The sequence below is a fragment of the Kribbella qitaiheensis genome (assembly GCF_014217565.1).
GTDB lineage: Bacteria > Actinomycetota > Actinomycetes > Propionibacteriales > Kribbellaceae > Kribbella > Kribbella qitaiheensis_A.
Map to the genome: position 1 here is coordinate 1,814,331 of NZ_CP043661.1, position 19,186 is coordinate 1,833,516.

At 65.1% G+C, this 19,186-nt stretch carries 11 protein-coding genes, 3 rRNA genes and 1 pseudogene; 1 reads left to right on the forward strand and 14 read right to left on the reverse strand.

The annotated features are described in order from the left end of the window. Nucleotides 1-34: 34 nt before the first annotated feature. From F1D05_RS08210 to F1D05_RS08235, 6 genes are all read right to left on the reverse strand, one after another. Complete coding sequence (locus F1D05_RS08210) at nucleotides 35-1,099, reverse strand: hypothetical protein (RefSeq protein ID WP_185446713.1); 1,065 nt, start codon at nucleotides 1,097-1,099, stop codon at nucleotides 35-37. Between the two features lie 600 nt (nucleotides 1,100-1,699). Continuing rightward, nucleotides 1,700-1,817: ribosomal RNA gene (gene rrf, locus F1D05_RS08215) — 5S ribosomal RNA — on the reverse strand. Nucleotides 1,818-1,982: 165 nt separating this feature from the next. Continuing rightward, nucleotides 1,983-5,109: ribosomal RNA gene (locus F1D05_RS08220) — 23S ribosomal RNA — on the reverse strand. 479 nt (nucleotides 5,110-5,588) lie between these two features. Then, nucleotides 5,589-7,106, reverse strand: a 16S ribosomal RNA gene (locus tag F1D05_RS08225). The 16S, 23S and 5S rRNA genes sit together here, the layout of an rRNA operon. A gap of 657 nt (nucleotides 7,107-7,763) precedes the next feature. Beyond that, on the reverse strand, nucleotides 7,764-9,068 hold the full coding sequence (gene tyrS / locus F1D05_RS08230) for a tyrosine--tRNA ligase (protein ID WP_185446714.1): 1,305 nt from the start codon (nucleotides 9,066-9,068) through the stop codon (nucleotides 7,764-7,766). 133 nt (nucleotides 9,069-9,201) lie between these two features. After that, nucleotides 9,202-10,239 (reverse strand): App1 family protein, encoded by a 1,038-nt coding sequence (locus F1D05_RS08235; protein ID WP_185446715.1) that lies wholly within the window; start codon nucleotides 10,237-10,239, stop codon nucleotides 9,202-9,204. A gap of 75 nt (nucleotides 10,240-10,314) precedes the next feature. Between F1D05_RS08235 and F1D05_RS08240 the strand changes: the two genes are divergently transcribed. After that, a complete protein-coding gene (locus tag F1D05_RS08240; RefSeq protein WP_246486516.1) occupies nucleotides 10,315-11,274 on the forward strand; it encodes an LLM class flavin-dependent oxidoreductase in 960 nt (319 codons plus the stop codon). A 13-nt stretch (nucleotides 11,275-11,287) separates the two neighbouring features. Here the strand turns inward: F1D05_RS08240 and F1D05_RS08245 are convergent, their stop codons facing one another. The 8 genes and pseudogenes from F1D05_RS08245 to argC form a co-directional block, all read right to left on the reverse strand. Beyond that, nucleotides 11,288-11,929: a DNA-3-methyladenine glycosylase gene (locus tag F1D05_RS08245; RefSeq protein ID WP_185446716.1), complete on the reverse strand. Its 642-nt coding sequence runs from the start codon at nucleotides 11,927-11,929 to the stop codon at nucleotides 11,288-11,290. 20 nt (nucleotides 11,930-11,949) lie between these two features. Next, nucleotides 11,950-13,366, reverse strand: a pseudogene (gene argH, locus F1D05_RS08250) (argininosuccinate lyase). Between the two features lie 47 nt (nucleotides 13,367-13,413). Beyond that, complete coding sequence (locus tag F1D05_RS08255; protein ID WP_246486517.1) at nucleotides 13,414-13,947, reverse strand: arginine repressor; 534 nt, start codon at nucleotides 13,945-13,947, stop codon at nucleotides 13,414-13,416. Beyond that, nucleotides 13,926-14,849 (reverse strand): ornithine carbamoyltransferase, encoded by a 924-nt coding sequence (gene argF / locus F1D05_RS08260; RefSeq protein WP_185446717.1) that lies wholly within the window; start codon nucleotides 14,847-14,849, stop codon nucleotides 13,926-13,928. The genes F1D05_RS08255 and argF overlap by 22 nt, the downstream gene beginning before the upstream one ends. Beyond that, the gene (locus F1D05_RS08265; protein ID WP_185446718.1) at nucleotides 14,846-16,054 is read right to left on the reverse strand and encodes an acetylornithine transaminase; all 1,209 of its coding nucleotides are present in this window, start codon (nucleotides 16,052-16,054) and stop codon (nucleotides 14,846-14,848) included. Before F1D05_RS08265 ends, argF begins: the two co-directional genes overlap by 4 nt. After that, nucleotides 16,051-16,932 carry an acetylglutamate kinase gene (gene argB / locus F1D05_RS08270; protein WP_185446719.1) on the reverse strand — a complete coding sequence of 294 codons (882 nt, stop codon included), beginning with the start codon at nucleotides 16,930-16,932 and terminating at the stop codon, nucleotides 16,051-16,053. The genes F1D05_RS08265 and argB overlap by 4 nt, the downstream gene beginning before the upstream one ends. Then, on the reverse strand, nucleotides 16,929-18,131 hold the full coding sequence (argJ, locus tag F1D05_RS08275; protein ID WP_185446720.1) for a bifunctional glutamate N-acetyltransferase/amino-acid acetyltransferase ArgJ: 1,203 nt from the start codon (nucleotides 18,129-18,131) through the stop codon (nucleotides 16,929-16,931). The genes argB and argJ overlap by 4 nt, the downstream gene beginning before the upstream one ends. Continuing rightward, nucleotides 18,128-19,168: an N-acetyl-gamma-glutamyl-phosphate reductase gene (gene argC, locus F1D05_RS08280; RefSeq protein WP_185446721.1), complete on the reverse strand. Its 1,041-nt coding sequence runs from the start codon at nucleotides 19,166-19,168 to the stop codon at nucleotides 18,128-18,130. The genes argJ and argC overlap by 4 nt, the downstream gene beginning before the upstream one ends. Between the last annotated feature and the right edge of the window lie 18 nt (nucleotides 19,169-19,186).

The following is a 19,186-nucleotide window of genomic DNA, read 5'->3' on the forward strand; positions in this document are numbered from 1 at the left end:
CCGGTGCGGTCGTCCCGACGCGGCTTGTCCGCACCTACGCGGTCATCGCCACGCGGCCCGGTCCGCTCACCACCGCGGAACCCGGTCGGCCGATCATCCCGACGCGGCCCACTCCGGTCATCACGTCGCGGGGCCCCACGCCCTGCAGCCCCACGGTCATCGCGCCGAGGCGCCCCACGGTCATCCCCACGCGAGCCATCGCTAGCCGGTCGGCTAGGCCGCTCATCGCGCCCAACACCACGCTCATCCCGCCGCGGAGCACTCCCCCACCGCGAACCGCCACGGTCGTCCCCACGAGCAGCACCACGGTCGTCGCGGCCGGCACCCCGATCGTCCCGCTGCGGAGCAGTCCCCCACCGCGAACCGCCACGGTCATCCCCGCGGGCAGCGCCACGGTCGGCACCCCGATCGTCCCGCTGCGGGGCACTCCCCCAGCGCGAACCGCCACGGTCATCCCCACGAGCGCCGCCGCGATCATCGCGACGCGGGGCACCACGGTCTTCACGACTGGCACCCCGGTCGTCCCCGCGTGATGCCCCACGGTCTTCCCAACGGGAACCGCCACGGTCGTCACGGCGAGGCGCACCACGGTCATCGCCGCGCGAGGCGCCACGGTCATCGCCGCGCGAGGCGCCACGGTCGTCGCCGCGCGAGGCGCCACGGTCGTCGCCACGTGAAGCGCCGCGGTCTTCCCAGCGTGAACCGCCGCGGTCGCCGCCACGAGCGGCACCGCGATCGTCACCACGCGACGCTCCGCGGTCTTCCCAGCGGGAGCCACCACTGTCATCGCGGCGCGGAGCGCCACGGTCGGGGGCAGACCTGTCGTCGCGACGCGGTCCACGATCGTCACCATCGAGCTGACCACGGAACGGGTCACGCCCAGGAGCACCCTTGTCGTCCCACCGGGTGTTCCGCTTCGGCGCCGGCCGGTCGTCGCGCCTCGGTCCGGAACGGTCATCACGCGAAGAACTCGGGCCACGGGCTCCACCGGTACTACGCGGCGCTCCCCCACGAGGCCCAGAACCGCCAGCTCCTCCAGATCCAGCGCGGTATCCGCCACCAGACCCACCAGAACCGCCGGCTCCGCCACGGTATCCACCGCCAGAGCTCCCAGTACCATCCGAGCCGCCGCGGTACCCGCCGCCAGAACCGCCAGAACCGCCGGAACCACCAGAACCGCCGCGGTATCCACCGCCCGAGCTGCCGGAACCGCTGGAACCGCTGGAACCACCGCGGTATCCACCGCCCGAGCTGCCGGAACCGCTGGAACCGCTGGAACCACCGCGGTATCCACCGCCCGAGCTGCCGGAACCGCTGGAACCGCTGGAACCACCGCGGTATCCACCGCCCGAGCTGCCGGAACCGCTGGAACCGCTGGAACCACCGCGGTATCCACCGCCCGAGCTGCCGGAACCGCTGGATCCTCCGGACCCACCACGGAACCCGCCACCGCTGGAGCCGCCGGATCCGCGACCAGCGGAGCCCGAACGTCCACCACCAGCACCACCAGCACGGCCTGAACCGCCGGACGAACCTCGGCCAGAGCGGTCGCCCGGGCCAGAACGGGGGCTGCGAGGTGGCGTAGCCACGATGACTCCTATCGATCGTACGACGTGTTGCGCTCAGACAAAGCTACCGGTAGGACTACCGGCACAAATGTTAAGGGCCACCCGTGTGGGTGGCCCTTAACAGTGTGAATGTCCGGCGACGTCCTACTCTCCCACGACCTCCCGGTCGCAGTACCATCGGCGCTGAAGGGCTTAACTTCCAGGTTCGGAATGGAGACTGGGTGTTTCCCCGACGCTATGGTCACCGTAACTCTATAGAAATATCGACCAACCACCTGCGGGTCACCATCAAGGGCCGTTCACGCACTTTCGTGTGTGTCTGGTCTTGTGGGCTGGGGGTTGACCGTATTCCGGGAACCGTATAGTGGACGCGATGCATAAACGCAGAGGTTTGTTGACCACACGTGGTGGTGTTGAGACAAGCCCTCGGCCTATTAGTACCAGTCAGCTCCACACCTTGCGGTGCTTCCACCTCTGGCCTATCAACCCAGTGGTCTACTGGGGGCCTTACCCGATTAACTCGGTGGGAGACCTCATCTTGAAGCGTGCTTCCCGCTTAGATGCTTTCAGCGGTTATCACTCCCGAACGTAGCCAACCAGCCGTGCTCCTGGCGGAACAACTGGCACACCAGAGGTTCGTCCACCCCGGTCCTCTCGTACTAGGGGCAGCCCTTCTCAAGTCTCCTGCGCGCGCAGCGGATAGGGACCGAACTGTCTCACGACGTTCTAAACCCAGCTCGCGTGCCGCTTTAATGGGCGAACAGCCCAACCCTTGGGACCTACTCCAGCCCCAGGATGCGACGAGCCGACATCGAGGTGCCAAACCATCCCGTCGATATGGACTCTTGGGGAAGATCAGCCTGTTATCCCCGGGGTACCTTTTATCCGTTGAGCGACGGTGCTCCCACATGCCACCGCCGGATCACTAGTTCCGACTTTCGTCCCTGCTCGACATGTCTGTCTCACAGTCAAGCTCCCTTGTGCACTTACACTCGACACCTGATTGCCAACCAGGCTGAGGGAACCTTTGAGCGCCTCCGTTACCTTTTAGGAGGCGACCGCCCCAGTCAAACTACCCACCAGGCACTGTCCCTGATCCAGATAATGGACCGAAGTTAGACAGCCAGAACAACCAGAGTGGTATTTCAACGATGACTCCACCCGAACTGGCGTCCAGGTTTCACAGTCTCCCACCTATCCTACACAAGTTGTACCGACCACCAATACCAAGTTGTAGTAAAGGTCCCGGGGTCTTTCCGTCCTGCTGCGCGTAACGAGCATCTTTACTCGTAATGCAATTTCGCCGAGTCCATGGTTGAGACAGCGCCCAAGTCGTTACGCCATTCGTGCAGGTCGGAACTTACCCGACAAGGAATTTCGCTACCTTAGGATGGTTATAGTTACCACCGCCGTTTACTGGCGCTTAAGTTCAAAGCTTCGCCGGCCTAAACCAGCTAACCTGTCCCCTTAACGTTCCAGCACCGGGCAGGCGTCAGTCCGTATACATCGAATTACTTCTTCGCACGGACCTGTGTTTTTAGTAAACAGTCGCTTGGGCCTGGTCTCTGCGGCCATCAACGCTTCCCCCAGCAAGTGAGGTAACGTATCCGGCCCCCCTTCTCCCGAAGTTACGGGGGCATTTTGCCGAGTTCCTTAACCATGGTTCACTCGATCGCCTTGGTATTCTCTACCTGATCACCTGTGTCGGTTTGGGGTACGGGCGGCTCTAACACTCACTACGAAGTTTTTCTCGGCAGCATGGGATCATCCACTTCCCCTGAACGGGTCCGCCTCGGTTCTCAGGCTGTATGAGACACGGATTTGCCTATGCCTCGCCCTACCACCTTGCCCGCGGATCAGCTTGCGCCTACCATCGCCGCGGTTGGACTGCCCTCCTGCGTCACTCCTCAGTGCACCTAATACCAGTTCGGGTCAAAACCTCCATACCTCAACCCGAAGGTCTCAATACTTCAGTTTCTTAGCATCACCAGGTTCGGTCGGGTCGTGTTAATGCCGGTACGGGAATATCAACCCGTTGTCCATCGACTACGCCTGTCGGCCTCGCCTTAGGTCCCGACTTACCCAGGGCAGATTAGCTTGACCCTGGAACCCTTGATCATTCGGCGGACGGGTTTCTCACCCGTCATTCGCTACTCATGCCTGCATTCTCACTCGTGCAGCATCCACAACTAGATCACTCTGCTGCTTCACACGCTGCACGACGCTCCCCTACCCATCCACACACCTGGACACCAATCAAGTCGGTGCCGGGTACAAGTATGAATGCCACAGCTTCGGCGGCTTGCTTGAGCCCCGCTACATTGTCGGCGCGGAATCACTTGACCAGTGAGCTATTACGCACTCTTTCAAGGGTGGCTGCTTCTAAGCCAACCTCCTGGTTGTCTGGGCAACTCCACATCCTTTTCCACTTAGCAAGCGCTTAGGGGCCTTAGCTGGTGATCTGGGCTGTTTCCCTCTCGACTACGGAGCTTATCCCCCGCAGTCTCACTGCCGCGCTCTCACTTACCGGCATTCGGAGTTTGGCTGATTTCGGTAAGCCGGTAAGCCCCCTAGACCATCCAGTGCTCTACCTCCGGTAAGAAACACGCGACGCTGCACCTATATGCATTTCGGGGAGAACCAGCTATCACGGAGTTTGATTGGCCTTTCACCCCTATCCACAGGTCATCCCCCAGGTTTTCAACCCTGGTGGGTTCGGTCCTCCACGCGGTCTTACCCGCGCTTCAACCTGCCCATGGATAGATCACTCCGCTTCGGGTCTAGAGCATGCGACTAAAGCGCCCTATTCAGACTCGCTTTCGCTACGGCTACCCCACACGGGTTAACCTCGCCACACACCACTAACTCGCAGGCTCATTCTTCAAAAGGCACGCCGTCACACCCACACAAGGTGAGCGCTCCGACGGATTGTAGGCAACCGGTTTCAGGTACTATTTCACTCCCCTCCCGGGGTACTTTTCATCTTTCCCTCACGGTACTAGTCCGCTATCGGTCACCAAGAAGTATTTAGGCTTAGCGGGTGGTCCCGCCAGATTCACACGGGATTTCAAGAGTCCCGTGCTACTTGGGAAAACACTCGGAAGTCACTGTCTTACATCTACGGGACTATTACCCACTACGGTCCAACATTCCAGCTGGTTCGACTTCAACAATGATTTATAACTCCCTGACCCCACGGCATTAAGGTCTGAATGCTCCCACAACCCCACATACGCAACGCACGCCGGCTATCACACGCACATGGTTTAGCCTCATCCGCTTTCGCTCGCCACTACTCACGGAATCACTATTGTTTTCTCTTCCTGCGGGTACTGAGATGTTTCACTTCCCCGCGTTCCCTCCAGAACCCTATGTGTTCAGGCACTGGTAACTGGCTTTAGAATGCCAGCTGGGTTTCCCCATTCGGACACCCCCGGATCACAGCTTGGTTGCCAACTCCCCGGGGCTTATCGCAGGCTCCAACGTCCTTCATCGGCTCTTGGTGCCAAGACATCCACCGATTGCCCTTAGTAGCTTGTCACACAACAACAACTACAAAGATGCTCGCGTCCACTATACAGTTCTCAAAATACGGGCAGGAAAACCAGCCCCAACCACCACCTACCTCGAACAACCCCACCCCCAGGGAAAACTCACCCAGAAGAAGAATCATCACCAGCGGTTTGGTGAAGACTGGCCCCAGCCACACAACCACACCGCAGCGATCCGCAAAGATCCACCAACGGTGTAGCAAGTGACCCAGAAAAACCGATCCAACCTGTTACCAGGATGGCCCGATTCCTCAGGACCCAACAGCGCGCCTCGGCACTCCACTCGACTCCACACACGTTCCACGCTCCCGATTCCGAAGAATCGTTCGCAGTACTAGCCTGCTCGGTTCCGTTTCATGCCTAATGGTCAATGTTCCACATTCCGAAGCACCGTCGCCTAAGAACGGATGTCTTAGAAACGACGAGTAGACACCAGCCTCTTACGAGCCCTGGCGTCAATGCTCCTTAGAAAGGAGGTGATCCAGCCGCACCTTCCGGTACGGCTACCTTGTTACGACTTCGTCCTAATCGCCAGCCCCACCTTCGACGGCTCCCTCCACAAGGGTTAGGCCACCGGCTTCGGGTGTTGCCGACTTTCATGACGTGACGGGCGGTGTGTACAAGGCCCGGGAACGTATTCACCGCAGCGTTGCTGATCTGCGATTACTAGCGACTCCGACTTCATGGGGTCGAGTTGCAGACCCCAATCCGAACTGAGACCGGCTTTTTGGGATTCGCTCCACCTTGCGGTATCGCAGCCCTTTGTACCGGCCATTGTAGCATGCGTGAAGCCCTGGACATAAGGGGCATGATGACTTGACGTCATCCCCACCTTCCTCCGAGTTGACCCCGGCAGTCTCCTATGAGTCCCCACCATAACGTGCTGGCAACATAGGACGAGGGTTGCGCTCGTTGCGGGACTTAACCCAACATCTCACGACACGAGCTGACGACAGCCATGCACCACCTGTATAGGACCCTTACGGACCCCCCATCTCTGGAGGATTTCCCTATATGTCAAACCCAGGTAAGGTTCTTCGCGTTGCATCGAATTAATCCGCATGCTCCGCCGCTTGTGCGGGCCCCCGTCAATTCCTTTGAGTTTTAGCCTTGCGGCCGTACTCCCCAGGCGGGGCGCTTAATGCGTTAGCTGCGGCACGGAGGACGTGGAATGTCCCCCACACCTAGCGCCCAACGTTTACGGCGTGGACTACCAGGGTATCTAATCCTGTTCGCTACCCACGCTTTCGCTCCTCAGCGTCAGGTAAGGCCCAGAGAGCCGCCTTCGCCACCGGTGTTCTTCCTGATATCTGCGCATTCCACCGCTACACCAGGAGTTCCGCTCTCCCCTGCCTACCTCTAGTCTGCCCGTATCGGAAGCAGGCTCGGAGTTGAGCTCCGAGTTTTCACTCCCGACGTGACGAACCGCCTACGAGCCCTTTACGCCCAATAATTCCGGACAACGCTCGGACCCTACGTATTACCGCGGCTGCTGGCACGTAGTTGGCCGGTCCTTCTTCTGCAGGTACCGTCACTCTCGCTTCGTCCCTGCTGAAAGAGGTTTACAACCCGAAGGCCGTCATCCCTCACGCGGCGTTGCTGCGTCAGACTTTCGTCCATTGCGCAATATTCCCCACTGCTGCCTCCCGTAGGAGTCTGGGCCGTGTCTCAGTCCCAGTGTGGCCGGTCGCCCTCTCAGGCCGGCTACCCGTCGACGCCTTGGTAGGCCATTACCCCACCAACAAGCTGATAGGCCGCGAGCCCATCCCCAACCGCCAGAACTTTCAACCCCCCGCCATGAAGCAGGAAGTGATATCCGGTATTAGACCCCGTTTCCGAGGCTTATCCCGAAGTTGAGGGTAGGTTGCTCACGTGTTACTCACCCGTTCGCCGCTCGTGTACTCCCGAAAGAGCCTTACCGCTCGACTTGCATGTGTTAAGCACGCCGCCAGCGTTCGTCCTGAGCCAGGATCAAACTCTCCGTTGAAATCTATATGTCAACCACACCGAAGTGTGGATAACAGACAAAACGAAAAACGATCCGATGCAATCAGAGACAATCAAACTGACTTGAATCTCAATAAAAATTACAAAGGAATCCAACACGAATCCACGACGACACCAGACCATCCAAACCTCGAAGAGGCCAGACAGACCTGCTACCACCGAGACCCGTGAAGGGGGTTAATGCTAAATTTCGGCATTGACTTTCGGCACGCTGTTGAGTTCTCAAGAATCGGGCGCACACCGCGTCTGTGACCTTTCGGCCAGGACTCCGGGGCAACCTGCGCTACCTTACCGGACCAGAGACGCCCGGTCAAGCCGGGCTTTTCCGATCCACCACCCATGCTTCAGCTTCCGCCCCGAGTCCGGAGACGCGGTTCGGCTCAGCTAGCCTTTGGGGGGTTCGAAGCGACCGGCCGCTTTCGCGTCCCGCACTCGCTCCAACAAGAAGAACACTACGTGGCTTGCGGGTGACCGGTCAAATCCATTCCCGGTGGGTCGAATCACACGGCTGTAATTTGCCCTCGGCATCCAGTTTGTGGGATGGCCTCGCCGGCACTTTGTGGGATAGCCTCGCCGGCACTTTGAGGGGTAGCTCCCAGCTCACGCCGGGAGCCTCCCGCCACTCGTCGACCGGGCGTCAGCTTCCTGCGGCAGAGGCCAGGACCCCTGCAAAGGAACGCTTTCCGCGCCGCAGTACCAGCGCGCCACCCGGAAGCAGGTCGTCACTGCCAGGCACGTACTCGGCATCGCTGACCTTCACGTTGTTGAGGTATCCCCCGCCCTCCGCGACAGTCCGCCGCGCAGCGGACTTGCTGGCCACCAGGCCGGCCTTCACCAACAGGTCGCCGTACGTTGGCATTGGCTCGCCCGCAGCAAGCTCTACATGCGGTGCTTCCCGCAGTGCGGCTACCAGCGTTTCGCCGTTCAGCGCAGCGAGCTCGCCCTGCCCGAACAGTGCCTTCGAGGCTTCTTGCACCCGGCGGGTCTCGTCCTCGCCGTGCACAAGGGTCGTGACGTCCTCGGCGAGCACCCGCTGAGCCTCACGCGCATGTGGTCGCTCTGCGGTCGCCTCTTCCAGCGCGGCGATCTCCTCCGCGGTACGGAACGTGTAGAAGCGCACCAGCTGCATCACGTCGCGGTCGTCGGTGTTGAACCAGAACTGGTAGAACGCGTACGGCGAAGTCAGCTCGCGGTCGAGCCAGACAGACCCCGACTCGGTCTTTCCGAACTTGGTCCCGTCTGCCTTCGTCACCAGTGGCGTGGCCAGCGCGTGCGCCTTGCCGCCTTCCGTACGCCGGATCAGCTCGACGCCGGCGGTCAGGTTGCCCCACTGGTCGCTTCCACCGGTCTGCAGTGTGCAGCCGTGCCGGCGGTAGAGCTCCAGGTAGTCCAGCGACTGCAGCAGCACATAGCTGAACTCGGTGTAGCTGATCCCCTGCTCGAGTCGGGCCTTCACGACCTCACGGCCAAGCATCCGGTTCACGGGGAAGTGCTTGCCGATGTCCCGGAGGAAGTCGAGCGTGTTGAGGTCCTTGGTCCAGTCGTAGTTGTTCACCATCCGCGCCGGGTTCGGCAGCGACGGATCGAAGTCGATGAACCGCTCCACCTGGCTACGGACCCGCTCCACCCACTGCTGGACGACGTCCTTGGGGTTCAGCACCCGCTCGGAGGATTCCTTGGGGTCACCGATCAGACCGGTGGCTCCACCGACCAGACCGATCGGGTTGTGACCGGCCAACTGCAGCCGCCGCAGCGTCAACAGCTGGAGCAGGTTGCCCATGTGCAGGCTGGGCGCAGTCGGGTCGAAGCCCACATAGGAGGTGATCGGCCCGGCCGCCATAGCGGCCCGCAGTACGTCGGGATCGGTCGAGTGCGCGATCAGGCCGCGGCTGTCCAGGTCGTCGAGTACCTGCGTGCGGCTTGCGGTCCCGCTGTCGGTCACTTGGTCTCCTTGTGTACGTCGTGTCGGCAACCAGTGTCTCGTGTCGGTCTTCCGTGCGTTGGCTCCGGTGTCCAGATGGCGCCGGAGACGACGTGCGGAAGACTGACACGAGACACCGGGGTGCCAGGAACGGTCAGGTAGCTTCCGGGCGGGACAGGACTGCGCGTAGTTGCGCCACCAGGGCGTGGCCGTCGGGGCCGTGCACTGTGGCGGCCGTCGGGCGGTGTGGGTCGTGGGCACCCGGGTCCTGGTTCGGCACGGGGAGACCGTGGGACAGCACCTGCTCGGCAGGAGTCAGCTGGCGGATACCGATCGCCCTGACGTGGTCCGAGTGCGTCTGCGCGAAGTCGCCGTACAGCTGTGGGTCGTGCTGCCCGTCGTCGCCGACCAGGACCCACCGGACGTTCGGGAACTCCGAGGCCAGCCGCCGTAGGGCGGTGCGCTTGTGCTCCTGACCGCTGCGGAACCAGCCGGTGTTGGTGGGTCCCCAGTCAGTCATCAGCATCGGCCCGGCCGGAAAACCGTGCCGAGCGAGGAACTTGGTCAGCGTGGGAGCCGTGTTCCAGGCCCCGGTCGAGAGGTAGAAAATCGGCGCACCGGGGTGGTCCGCCAGCAGTTCGCGGTACATCTCGGCCATGCCCGGTACTACGCGTCGCGCCTGCTCATCACGAACGAAGGTGTTCCAGGCGGCGATCAGGGGACGCGGCAGCATCGTCAGCATCACCGTGTCGTCGATGTCGCTCACCAGCCCGAACGTCGCGTCCGGATCCGGTACGACGACCTGAGCCCGGGCCTGCCGCTCACCATGCACCCCGAGACTGATCTCGTGCGAGCCGGGCGGCAGGACGACCGGGAGGGACATGTCGATGAAGCCGCCGCGGTCGGTGGTGGCCTCGAAGCTCTCGCCGGCCACCGTGACCGCCACCTGTACTCCGGTCGCCGGTGCGGTGACGAACACCTTCCAGCCGCGGACCACCTGGTCCTCGTCGTACCGGGGCTGGTTGCGCGGGTCGCGACTGAGCACGACGCGGGCCAGCACCCGCACGTACTCCTGATTGCCGTAGCCGACATGCGGGATGATCCGTTCCCGCCAGCCGCGGCGCCGCAGGATCGCCTGCACGCCGGTGTTGAACCAGTCCTCCAGGCGGGAGGAGTAGTGCTGTCGGGCCATGCCCGAAACCTACCCGTACGGAGGTCCCGTACGCCTCTTCAGCAGACTGTCGGCGGTTACCTTTACGGTCTCGATATGACACAGACCTCTGCTGCGATCGGAATGTGCTTCCCGCGGACCTTTCCCGCTGCCCTGGTGACGGATGTCGCCCGGCGGCTGGAAGCGGGTGGCGCGGACGAACTCTGGGTGATCGAGGACTGCTTCTACACCTCCGGCCCGTCGCTGGTGGCGGCCGCGCTGAGTGTGACGGAGCGGCTGACCGTCGGTCTGGGCATCGTGCCCGCGGTGGTGCGGGCGGCCGCCGTCACGGCGATGGAGTTCGCGACCCTGGACGCGCTCGGGCCGGGGCGGTTCCTGCCCGGCATCGGCCACGGCGTGCAGGAGTGGATGGGCCAGATGGGTGTTCGGCCGAAGTCGCCGCTGACCGCCCTGGACGAGGTGACCGACGCCGTCAACCGGCTGCTCGCGGGCGAGGAGGTGACTGTCGACGGCCAGTACGTGCACCTCGACAAGGTGAAGCTCGACGCGCCGCCGGCTACCGCTCCCCCGATTCTGCTGGGTGTCCGCGGCCCGAAGTCGATGGCGCTCGCCGGTCGCGTCGCGGGCGGTGTGGTGCTCGCCGAGCCCGCTAGCCCGTCGTACGTGCGGGCCGCGATCGAGCAAGCCGGTGCGCCGGAAGGCTTCGTGATCGCCGCGTTCTCCGCGTTCTGCGTGCGCGCCGACCGCAAGACGGCGTACGAATGGACCGCCCCATGGCTCGCCGGCCTGATCGCCGAGAAGAACCCGGCGCTGGCCGCACTCCCGTTCTACGACGACCTGCTGAAGAGGTTCGAGGAGCAGGGCGTGGCCGGCCTCGTCACGATGCCGACCGACTGGTGGACCGAGCTCGGCCCGATCGGCACCCTCGACGACGCCGCCGCCCACCTCGACGCCCTGAACGCGGCCGGCGTCCACCACATCGGGCTCTTCCCCGACCCCGAGGTCGAGCACGGTCTCCCCCAGCTCGACTACGTCCTGGAGCTCGCCAACCGGTGAAGCACCCCTGGGGTCAGGACGGCGAGGCGCCCGCCTGACGGCGCTTCGGGACGTGCGGCTTGTACGGCGAGACGCTGGGGTCGCCGGGGATCCAGAAGCGCCACGGCCGGTCGGCGGCTTCGCGCAAACCTACCCGGGGGCCGGTCAGCGGATCGCCGGTGAAAGGTGTGCCGGGGAGGAGCTGGATCGGGGAGGTCCGGGACAGCAGGTCGGCGCCGTTCTCCTCGCGGTTGATGCCTAGGGCAACGCAGAGGCGGGCCGGGCCGCGAGCGAGGTCGCGGTCTGGGATGGGTTTCCCAGTGCGGCCGGCGCCCCGGCGGGTTCGGGCCAGGTCGAGGCCTTCGACGATCTCGCCGGCCCGGAAGAGGACGGCTGAGGGTTGGCCGGGTGGTCCGGCGCTGATGTTCATGCAGAAGTGCATGCCGTAGGTGAAGTAGACGTAGAGGTAGCCCGGCGGGCCGAACATGACCGCGTTGCGCGCGGTCTGGCCCCGGTAGGAATGCGAACCGGGGTCGTTCGGCCCGTCGTACGCCTCGACCTCCGTGATCCGGACCGCCACGGTTCCCTCATCGGTGGTACGGCGGAGGACGAGACCGAGCAAGGCCGGCGCGACCTCGAGAACAGGGCGCGCCAGCGACGTACGGCGTACAGGCATGGCGGGAACTCCAGGACAGATCAGCCGAGGCGTTCGGCGTGGTCGGCTGCGCGGGTGCGGAGTTCGGTGAGTTGTTCGGCTACCCGGACTCCTGCTGTGCCGCCGCGACCGTTGCGGGAGGCAATCGAGCCTTCGACGCTCAGCACCGAGCGCACCTCAGGCGTCAGGTCCTTGGAGATCGCAGCGAGGTCCTCGTCCGAGAGGTCCCACAGCTCGATGCCGCGCTTCTCGCATTCCTGGACGCAAGCGCCGGCCACCTCGTGCGCCACGCGGAACGGAACCTTCTCCCGAACCAGCCACTCAGCGATGTCCGTCGCCAGCGAGAACCCCTGCGGCGCAAGCTCTTCCAACCGCTCCACGTTGAACCGCAGTGTGCGGATCATGCCGGTGAACGCGGGCAGGAGCACCTCGAGGGTGTCGACCGAGTCGAAGACCGGCTCCTTGTCCTCCTGCAGGTCCCGGTTGTACGCCAGCGGCTGCGCCTTCAGCGTCGCGAGCAGGCCGGTCAGGTTGCCGATCAGCCGGCCGGACTTGCCGCGAGCGAGCTCGGCGATGTCCGGGTTCTTCTTCTGCGGCATGATGCTCGACCCGGTCGAGTACGCGTCGTCCAGCTGGACGAAACCGAACTCCTTGGTCGCCCAGATGATCACTTCCTCGGCCTGCCGGGACAGGTCGACGCCGATCTGCGCGGTGACGAAGGCGAACTCGGCCACGAAGTCGCGGGCTGCGGTGCCGTCGATCGAGTTCGGCGACGAGTCCGTGAAGCCGAGCTCGGAAGCAACGAACACCGGGTCCAGCCCGAGCGAGGAGCCGGCCAGGGCACCGGCGCCGTACGGCGAATCGGCGGCGACCCGGTTGTCCCAGTCGGCGAGCCGGTCGAGATCGCGGACCAGCGGCCAGGCGTGCGCCATCAGGTGGTGCGAGAGCAGCACCGGCTGGGCGTGCTGGAGGTGGGTGCGACCGGGCATCGCGACGCCGAGGTGCTGCTCGGCCCGGTCGGCGAGGGTGTTGATCTGGTCGAGCACGAGCCGGGCGATGATCCGGCCGTGGTCGCGCAGGAAGATCCGGAACAGGGTGGCGATCTGGTCGTTGCGGGACCGGCCGGCGCGGAGGCGACCGCCGAGCTCGGCGCCGACGCGGTCGAGCAGGCCCGCGCTCGAGTGCGGTGTGCACGTCTTCGTCGTCCTCGGCTGCCACGAAGGCGCCGGAGAGGACGTCGGTGAGGAGTTCGTCGAGGCCGGTCAGCATCTTGGCGAGGTCGTCGTCGGTGAGCAGACCGGCCTGGTGCAGGACCTTCGCGTGGGCCTTGGAGCCTGCGATGTCGTACGGAGCCAGGCGCCAGTCGAAGTGGGTCGACTTGCTGAGGGCTGCCAGCGCGTCAGCGGGACCGCCGGCGAACCGGCCACCCCAGAGTGCGGCGCTTTCTCCGGTACTCATTTCAAGATCCTTTCAAAACACAGCGTTCGGCGTGAGTGCCGCGAGAGCTACTTGGGGTCGGTGTGGCGGGCTGCGAGGTTCAGGAAGCGGGCAGCTAGTGCCTCGCCGCCGGCGGGGTGGCGGGAGACGACCATGACGGTGTCGTCGCCGGCGATGGTGCCGAGTACGTCTTCCAGGCCAACGTGGTCGATTGCCGACGCGAAGTACTGGGCCGCACCCGGCGGGGTTCGCAGCATCACCAGGTTCGCGCTGCCTTCCGCCGAGACGAGGAGCTCGGAGGCGACCCGGGCCAGCCTGGCTTCGAAGGCCGCAGCCTCGCCGGCGCGCGGCGTACGGTCGCCACCTTCACCCGGTACGGCGTACACCAGCTGGCCGGCCGAGTCGCGGACCTTGACCGCCCCGATCTCCACCAGGTCACGTGACAAGGTCGCCTGGCCGACAACGAGTCCCGCGGCGGACAGCAGATCGGCCAGCTCCGTCTGTGAGCGGACCGGCTGCCTACCGAGCAGCTCCACGATGCGCTGCTGACGTGCGGTCTTGGTGGTCGGCAGGGCCATCGTCATGACTTCGCCAGCAACCATGAGAGCAACGCCTTCTGTGCGTGCAGCCTGTTCTCCGCCTCGTCCCACACGACCGACTGCGGCCCGTCGAGCACCGCAGCCTCGATCTCCTTCCCCCGGTACGCCGGGAGGCAGTGCAACACGATCGCGTCATCGTTCGCCTTCGCGAGCAACTGCTCCGTCACGGCGTACGGAACGAAAGGCGCCTCTCGCAAAGTCGCCTCCGCCTCTTGCCCCATCGAGACCCACGTATCGGTCGCCAGCACGTCGGCCCCGGCAACCGCCTCGAAAGCATCAGAGCTCCACGAAGCCGAGCCGCCGGTCACTCCACCGATCTCCACAGCCTTGGCCAGGATCGCGGCATCCGGCTGGTAGTCAGGCGGCGAGGCGATCACCACGTGCATGCCGGCGGTCACGCCACCCAGCAGGTAGGAATGCGCCATGTTGTTCGCGCCATCACCGAGGTAGACCAGCTTCAACCCGGCGGTCGATCCCTTGTGCTGCCGGACGGTGAGCAGGTCCGCCAGGATCTGGCACGGGTGGAACTCGTCGGTCAGCGCGTTGATCACCGGCACCCGCGAGGCCCCGGCCATCTCCTCGATCCGGACCTGTCCGGAGGTCCGCCAGACGATCGCGCCGACCTGCCGGTCGAGGACCCGGGCGGTGTCGGCGATCGGCTCGCCGCGACCCATCTGCGAGGTCTGCGCGTCGATGATCAGCGGTACGCCGCCGAGCTCCGCGATGCCGACCGCGAACGAGATCCGGGTCCGGGTGGAGGTCTTGTCGAAGATCACCGCGACCGTCTGCGGCCCGGCCAGCGGGTGATGGCCGTAGCGGTCGGTCACGAGGCTCTGGGCGAGCGTCAGAACCTCGTCCTGCTCAGCCGGACTGAGGTCGTCGTCCCGCAAGAAGTGCCTGGTCACGAGCCCTCCAAATCGCACGCATCCAGCAGCCCTGGCAGGGCCGCGACGAAACTGTCCGCATCAGCCTTGCTCAGGATGTACGGCGGTGCCAGTCGAATCGCCCCCGGAATCGGATTGTTCACGACGAACCCCGCATCGAGCGCGAGCGCCGCGACCTGGTCCGACACCGGCGCGGTCAGCTGGATCGCGAGCAGCAGCCCGCGGCCCCGGACACCGGCGATCAACGGGTGGTCCAGCGCCTCGATCGACGACACAAGATGGTTGCCGACGGCATTCACATTCGCGAGCAGGCCGTCCCGCTCGATCACGGTCAGCACCGCGAGGCCGGCGATCGCCGCGACCGGGTTGCCGCCGAACGTCGTACCGTGATTGCCAGGCTGTAACAGGTCCGCTGCCGCGCCGAAGCCGAGGCAGGCGCCGATCGGGATTCCCGCACCGAGGCCCTTCGCCACGGTGACGATGTCCGGCGTGATCCCCGCGGCCTGGAAGGCGAACCAGTCGCCGGTCCGGCCGACGCCGGTCTGGATCTCGTCGATCCACAGCAGCGCGCCATGGTCGGTAGTGATCTGCCGGGCCGCCTCGAGGTAGCCGTCCGGCGGTACGACGACGCCGTTCTCGCCCTGGATCGGTTCGAGCACCACGGCCGCGGTCTGGTCGTCGACGGCCGCGGCGAGCGCGGCAGCGTCGCCGTACGGGACGAAGGTGACGTCACCAGGCAGCGGCGCGAACGCCTCCCGGTACGCCGGTTTCCAGGTGATCGCGAGTGCGCCCATCGTCCGGCCGTGGAAGGCGCCGACTGTCGAGACGATCTTGGTCCGGCCGGTCTTGCGGGTGATCTTGAACGCGGCCTCGTTCGCCTCGGTGCCGGAGTTCGTGAAGAACACCTTGCCGGGAACATCGAACAAGGACAGCAGCTTCTCGGCCAGCGCGATCTGCGGCGCGGAGGCGAAGAAGTTCGACACGTGCCCGAGGGTGGCCAGCTGGCTCGTCACGGCCGACACGATGAAGGGGTGCGCGTGGCCGAGCGAATTCACCGCCAGGCCGCCGAGCAGGTCGAGATACTTGCGGCCGTCCGCGTCCCACAAGTACGCGCCCTCGCCGCGGACGAGCACCCGCTTGGGCGGCCCGAACGTGTTCATCAGCGCGTTCGAGTACCGCTCGGCGAGGGCTGCCCCACTGCCTTCGACGGTGACCAACTCGGTCATGACGGGATCACCTGGGTTCCACTTCCTGCGTCGGTGAAGATCTCCAGCAACAGCGAGTGCGGCACGCGGCCGTCGATCACGGTGGCTCTGGAAACGCCGGCCTGTACGGCGCGCAGGCAGGCCTCCATCTTGGGCACCATCCCGGCCGCGAGCGACGGCAGCAACTCGGCCAGCTCGGCCGCGTCGATCTGGGTGATGATCTCGTCGCTCTCAGGCCAATTCCTATACAGCCCCGCGACATCAGTCAGTACTACGAACTTCGACGCGCCGAGTGCGACCGCCAGCGCCGACGCGGCGGTGTCGGCGTTCACGTTGTGCGCCAGGCCGTCCTCGTCGGGGGCGATCGTCGACACGACCGGGATCCGGCCGGCGTCGATCAGGTCGATCACGGCTTCGGGCCGGACGCCGACCACGTCGCCGACCAGGCCGATGTCCACGTGCTCGCCGTCGATCATCGCGCCGCGACGTTCGGCGGTGAACAGGCCGGCATCCTCACCGGACATGCCGACCGCGAACGGCCCGTGCGCGTTCAGCAGACCGACCAGCTCACGTCCGACCTTGCCCACCAGGACCATGCCCACGATGTCCATCGCCTCCGGTGTGGTGACCCGCAGGCCACCCCGGAACTCGCTGTCGATGCCGAGCCGGCCGAGCATCTCGCTGATCTGCGGCCCACCGCCGTGCACGACGACGACCCGTACTCCGCAGTGCCGCAGGAACACGATATCGGACGCGAACGCCTGCTTGAGCTCGTCGTCCACCATCGCGTTGCCGCCGTACTTCACCACGATCGTCTTGCCGTGGAACTCCTTCAGCCAAGGCAGCGCCTCGGTGAGAACCGCCGCCTTCTCCACCGCACTCGCTTGCGTCGTCGTCATGAGGAGTACGCCGAGTTCTCTTCGACGTACGCGTGCGACAGGTCGGTGGTCAGCACGGTGGCCGACGCGTTTCCGGCGTGCAGGTCGATGACGACCTCGATCTCCAGGCCGCTGATGTCTGCTTCGGACCGGTCGACGCCCTTGCCGCCGGCAACGCAGACAGCGGCGCCGTTCAGGGTGATGTCGAGCAGCGAGGGGTCGAAGGCGGTCGGCGCGTTGCCGACGGCCATCGCGATCCGTCCCCAGTTCGGGTCGGAGGCGAAGAACGCCGTCTTGCAGAGATTGTCCTCGGCCACGACCTTCGCGGCGGCGACCGCCTCGGCCTCGGTAGCCGCGTTCTGCACGGTGATGCTGACGTGCTTGGTGACGCCTTCCGCATCGGCCTGCAGTTGCTTGACCAGGTCGGCGGCGAGCGTGGTCAGCGCCGCCTCGAACCCGTCGGCCGGAACCGTCACGCCGGATGCGCCCGAACTGAGCAGCAGCACCGTGTCGTTGGTCGACGTACCGCCGTCGACGTCGAGCCGGTTGAACGTCTTACTGACGGCGTTCCGCAGCGCGTGGTCGAGGTGCGGCTGATCGACGATCGCGTCGGTGGTGATGACGCTCAGCATGGTCGCCATGTTCGGCGCGCACATCCCGGCGCCTTTGGCGAAGCCGCCGATGCTCCAACCGTCGACGTGCTTCAACACTGCCTGCTTGGGCACCTTGTCTGTGGTCATCACAGCGGTCGCGGCGGCCAAACTGCTTGCCGCGTCATTGCCCAGCGCATCGACAGCGGCGGAGAGCCCTGGCAGCAGCTTGTCCATCGGGAGCCGCTCGCCGATCAGCCCGGTGGAGCAGACCCCGATCTCGGCCGCGCCGACACCCAGTACTTCGGCCAGCGTCTCGGCCGTCTTGTGAGTGTCCTGAAAGCCTTCCGGGCCGGTGCACGCGTTGGCGCCGCCCGAGTTGAGCACGACAGCCTTCAGCTTGCCGGCCGAGAGGACCTGCTGCGACCAGAGAACCGGCGCCGCCTTCACCTTGTTGGTGGTGAAGACACCTGCCGCGTCGTACGACGGTCCGTCGTTGACCACGACGGTGAGGTCCGGCTTGCCGGCCGGTTTGATCCCGGCGATCACCCCGGCCGCACGGAAGCCGGCCGGCGCGGTGACTCCGGCGCTCCGATCGACCTTGGTGTCCGGGGTGACGGCTACGGTCACGGCGCTACTCCTACGAGGGGAAGGGCCAGGGTCTCGTCAAGACCGGCGGCCAGGTTCATGCACTGCACGGCGGCGCCGGCAGTGCCCTTGGTGAGGTTGTCCATCGCGGCCACGATCACGGCGCGGCCGATGCGCTGGTCCAGCGTGACCTGCAGCTGCACGGTGTTGGCGCCGAGCGTTGCCTGCGTCTGCGGCCACTGCCCTTCCGGCAGCAGGTGCACGAACGGCTCGTTGCCATAGGCGTCTTCATAGGCCTGGCGCAGGCTCTCCTCGGTGGTCCCCGAGGTGACCGGCGCGCTGCAGGTCGCGAGGATGCCGCGGGCCATCGGCACCAGTACGGGGGTGAACGACACCGAGACGGGCTCATCGGTGACCATGCCGAGGTTCTGCTCGATCTCCGGAGTGTGGCGATGCGCACCGCCGACGCCGTACGCCGTGGCCGAACCCATCACCTCCGCGCCCATCAGGTGAGCCTTCGGCGCCTTGCCCGCTCCCGACGTCCCGCTCACCGCGACCACCACCAGCTGGCCGGGATCGACGAGACCAGCCTGTACGGCGGGGAGCAGGGCAAGGGTCGACACGGTCGGATAGCACCCCGGCACCGCGACCCGGTTGGTGCCGCGGAGCTTGTCCCGTTGACCGGGCAGCTCGGGCAGGCCGTAGGGCCAGTGACCGGCGTGCTTGCCGCCGTAGAACTCCACCCACGCCTCGGCCTCGATCAGCCGGAAGTCCGCGCCGCAGTCGATCACGGTGACTGTGCTGTCCAAAGCGCCGAGCTGGGCTGAGATATCGGCGGACTGCCCGTGCGGAAGAGCGAGGAACACCACGTCGTGACCCGCGAGCGTTTCCGCCGAGGTCTCGACCAGGATGCGCCCGGCCAGCGGCACGAGGTGCGGGTGGTGGAGCCCCAGCGCCGTACCGGCACTACCGCCGGCAGTCAGCGCCCCGATCTCGACTTCCGGGTGTCCGGACAGCAACCGGAGCAGTTCTCCCCCGGCGTATCCACTGGCACCCGCGACCGCGACCTTCAGGCTCATATGAATGAGTATGCCAGA

Bases quoted from the DNA above. Each gene is read 5' to 3' on its own strand.
- F1D05_RS08240 (WP_246486516.1), top strand. From the start codon at position 10,315: ATGACACAGACCTCTGCTGCGATCGGAATGTGCTTCCCGCGGACCTTT.
- F1D05_RS08245 (WP_185446716.1), bottom strand. From the start codon at position 11,929: ATGCCTGTACGCCGTACGTCGCTGGCGCGCCCTGTTCTCGAGGTCGCG.
- argC (WP_185446721.1), bottom strand. From the start codon at position 19,168: ATGAGCCTGAAGGTCGCGGTCGCGGGTGCCAGTGGATACGCCGGGGGA.
- argB (WP_185446719.1), bottom strand. From the start codon at position 16,932: ATGACGACGACGCAAGCGAGTGCGGTGGAGAAGGCGGCGGTTCTCACC.
- F1D05_RS08255 (WP_246486517.1), bottom strand. From the start codon at position 13,947: ATGGTTGCTGGCGAAGTCATGACGATGGCCCTGCCGACCACCAAGACC.
- F1D05_RS08265 (WP_185446718.1), bottom strand. From the start codon at position 16,054: ATGACCGAGTTGGTCACCGTCGAAGGCAGTGGGGCAGCCCTCGCCGAG.
- F1D05_RS08235 (WP_185446715.1), bottom strand. From the start codon at position 10,239: ATGGCCCGACAGCACTACTCCTCCCGCCTGGAGGACTGGTTCAACACC.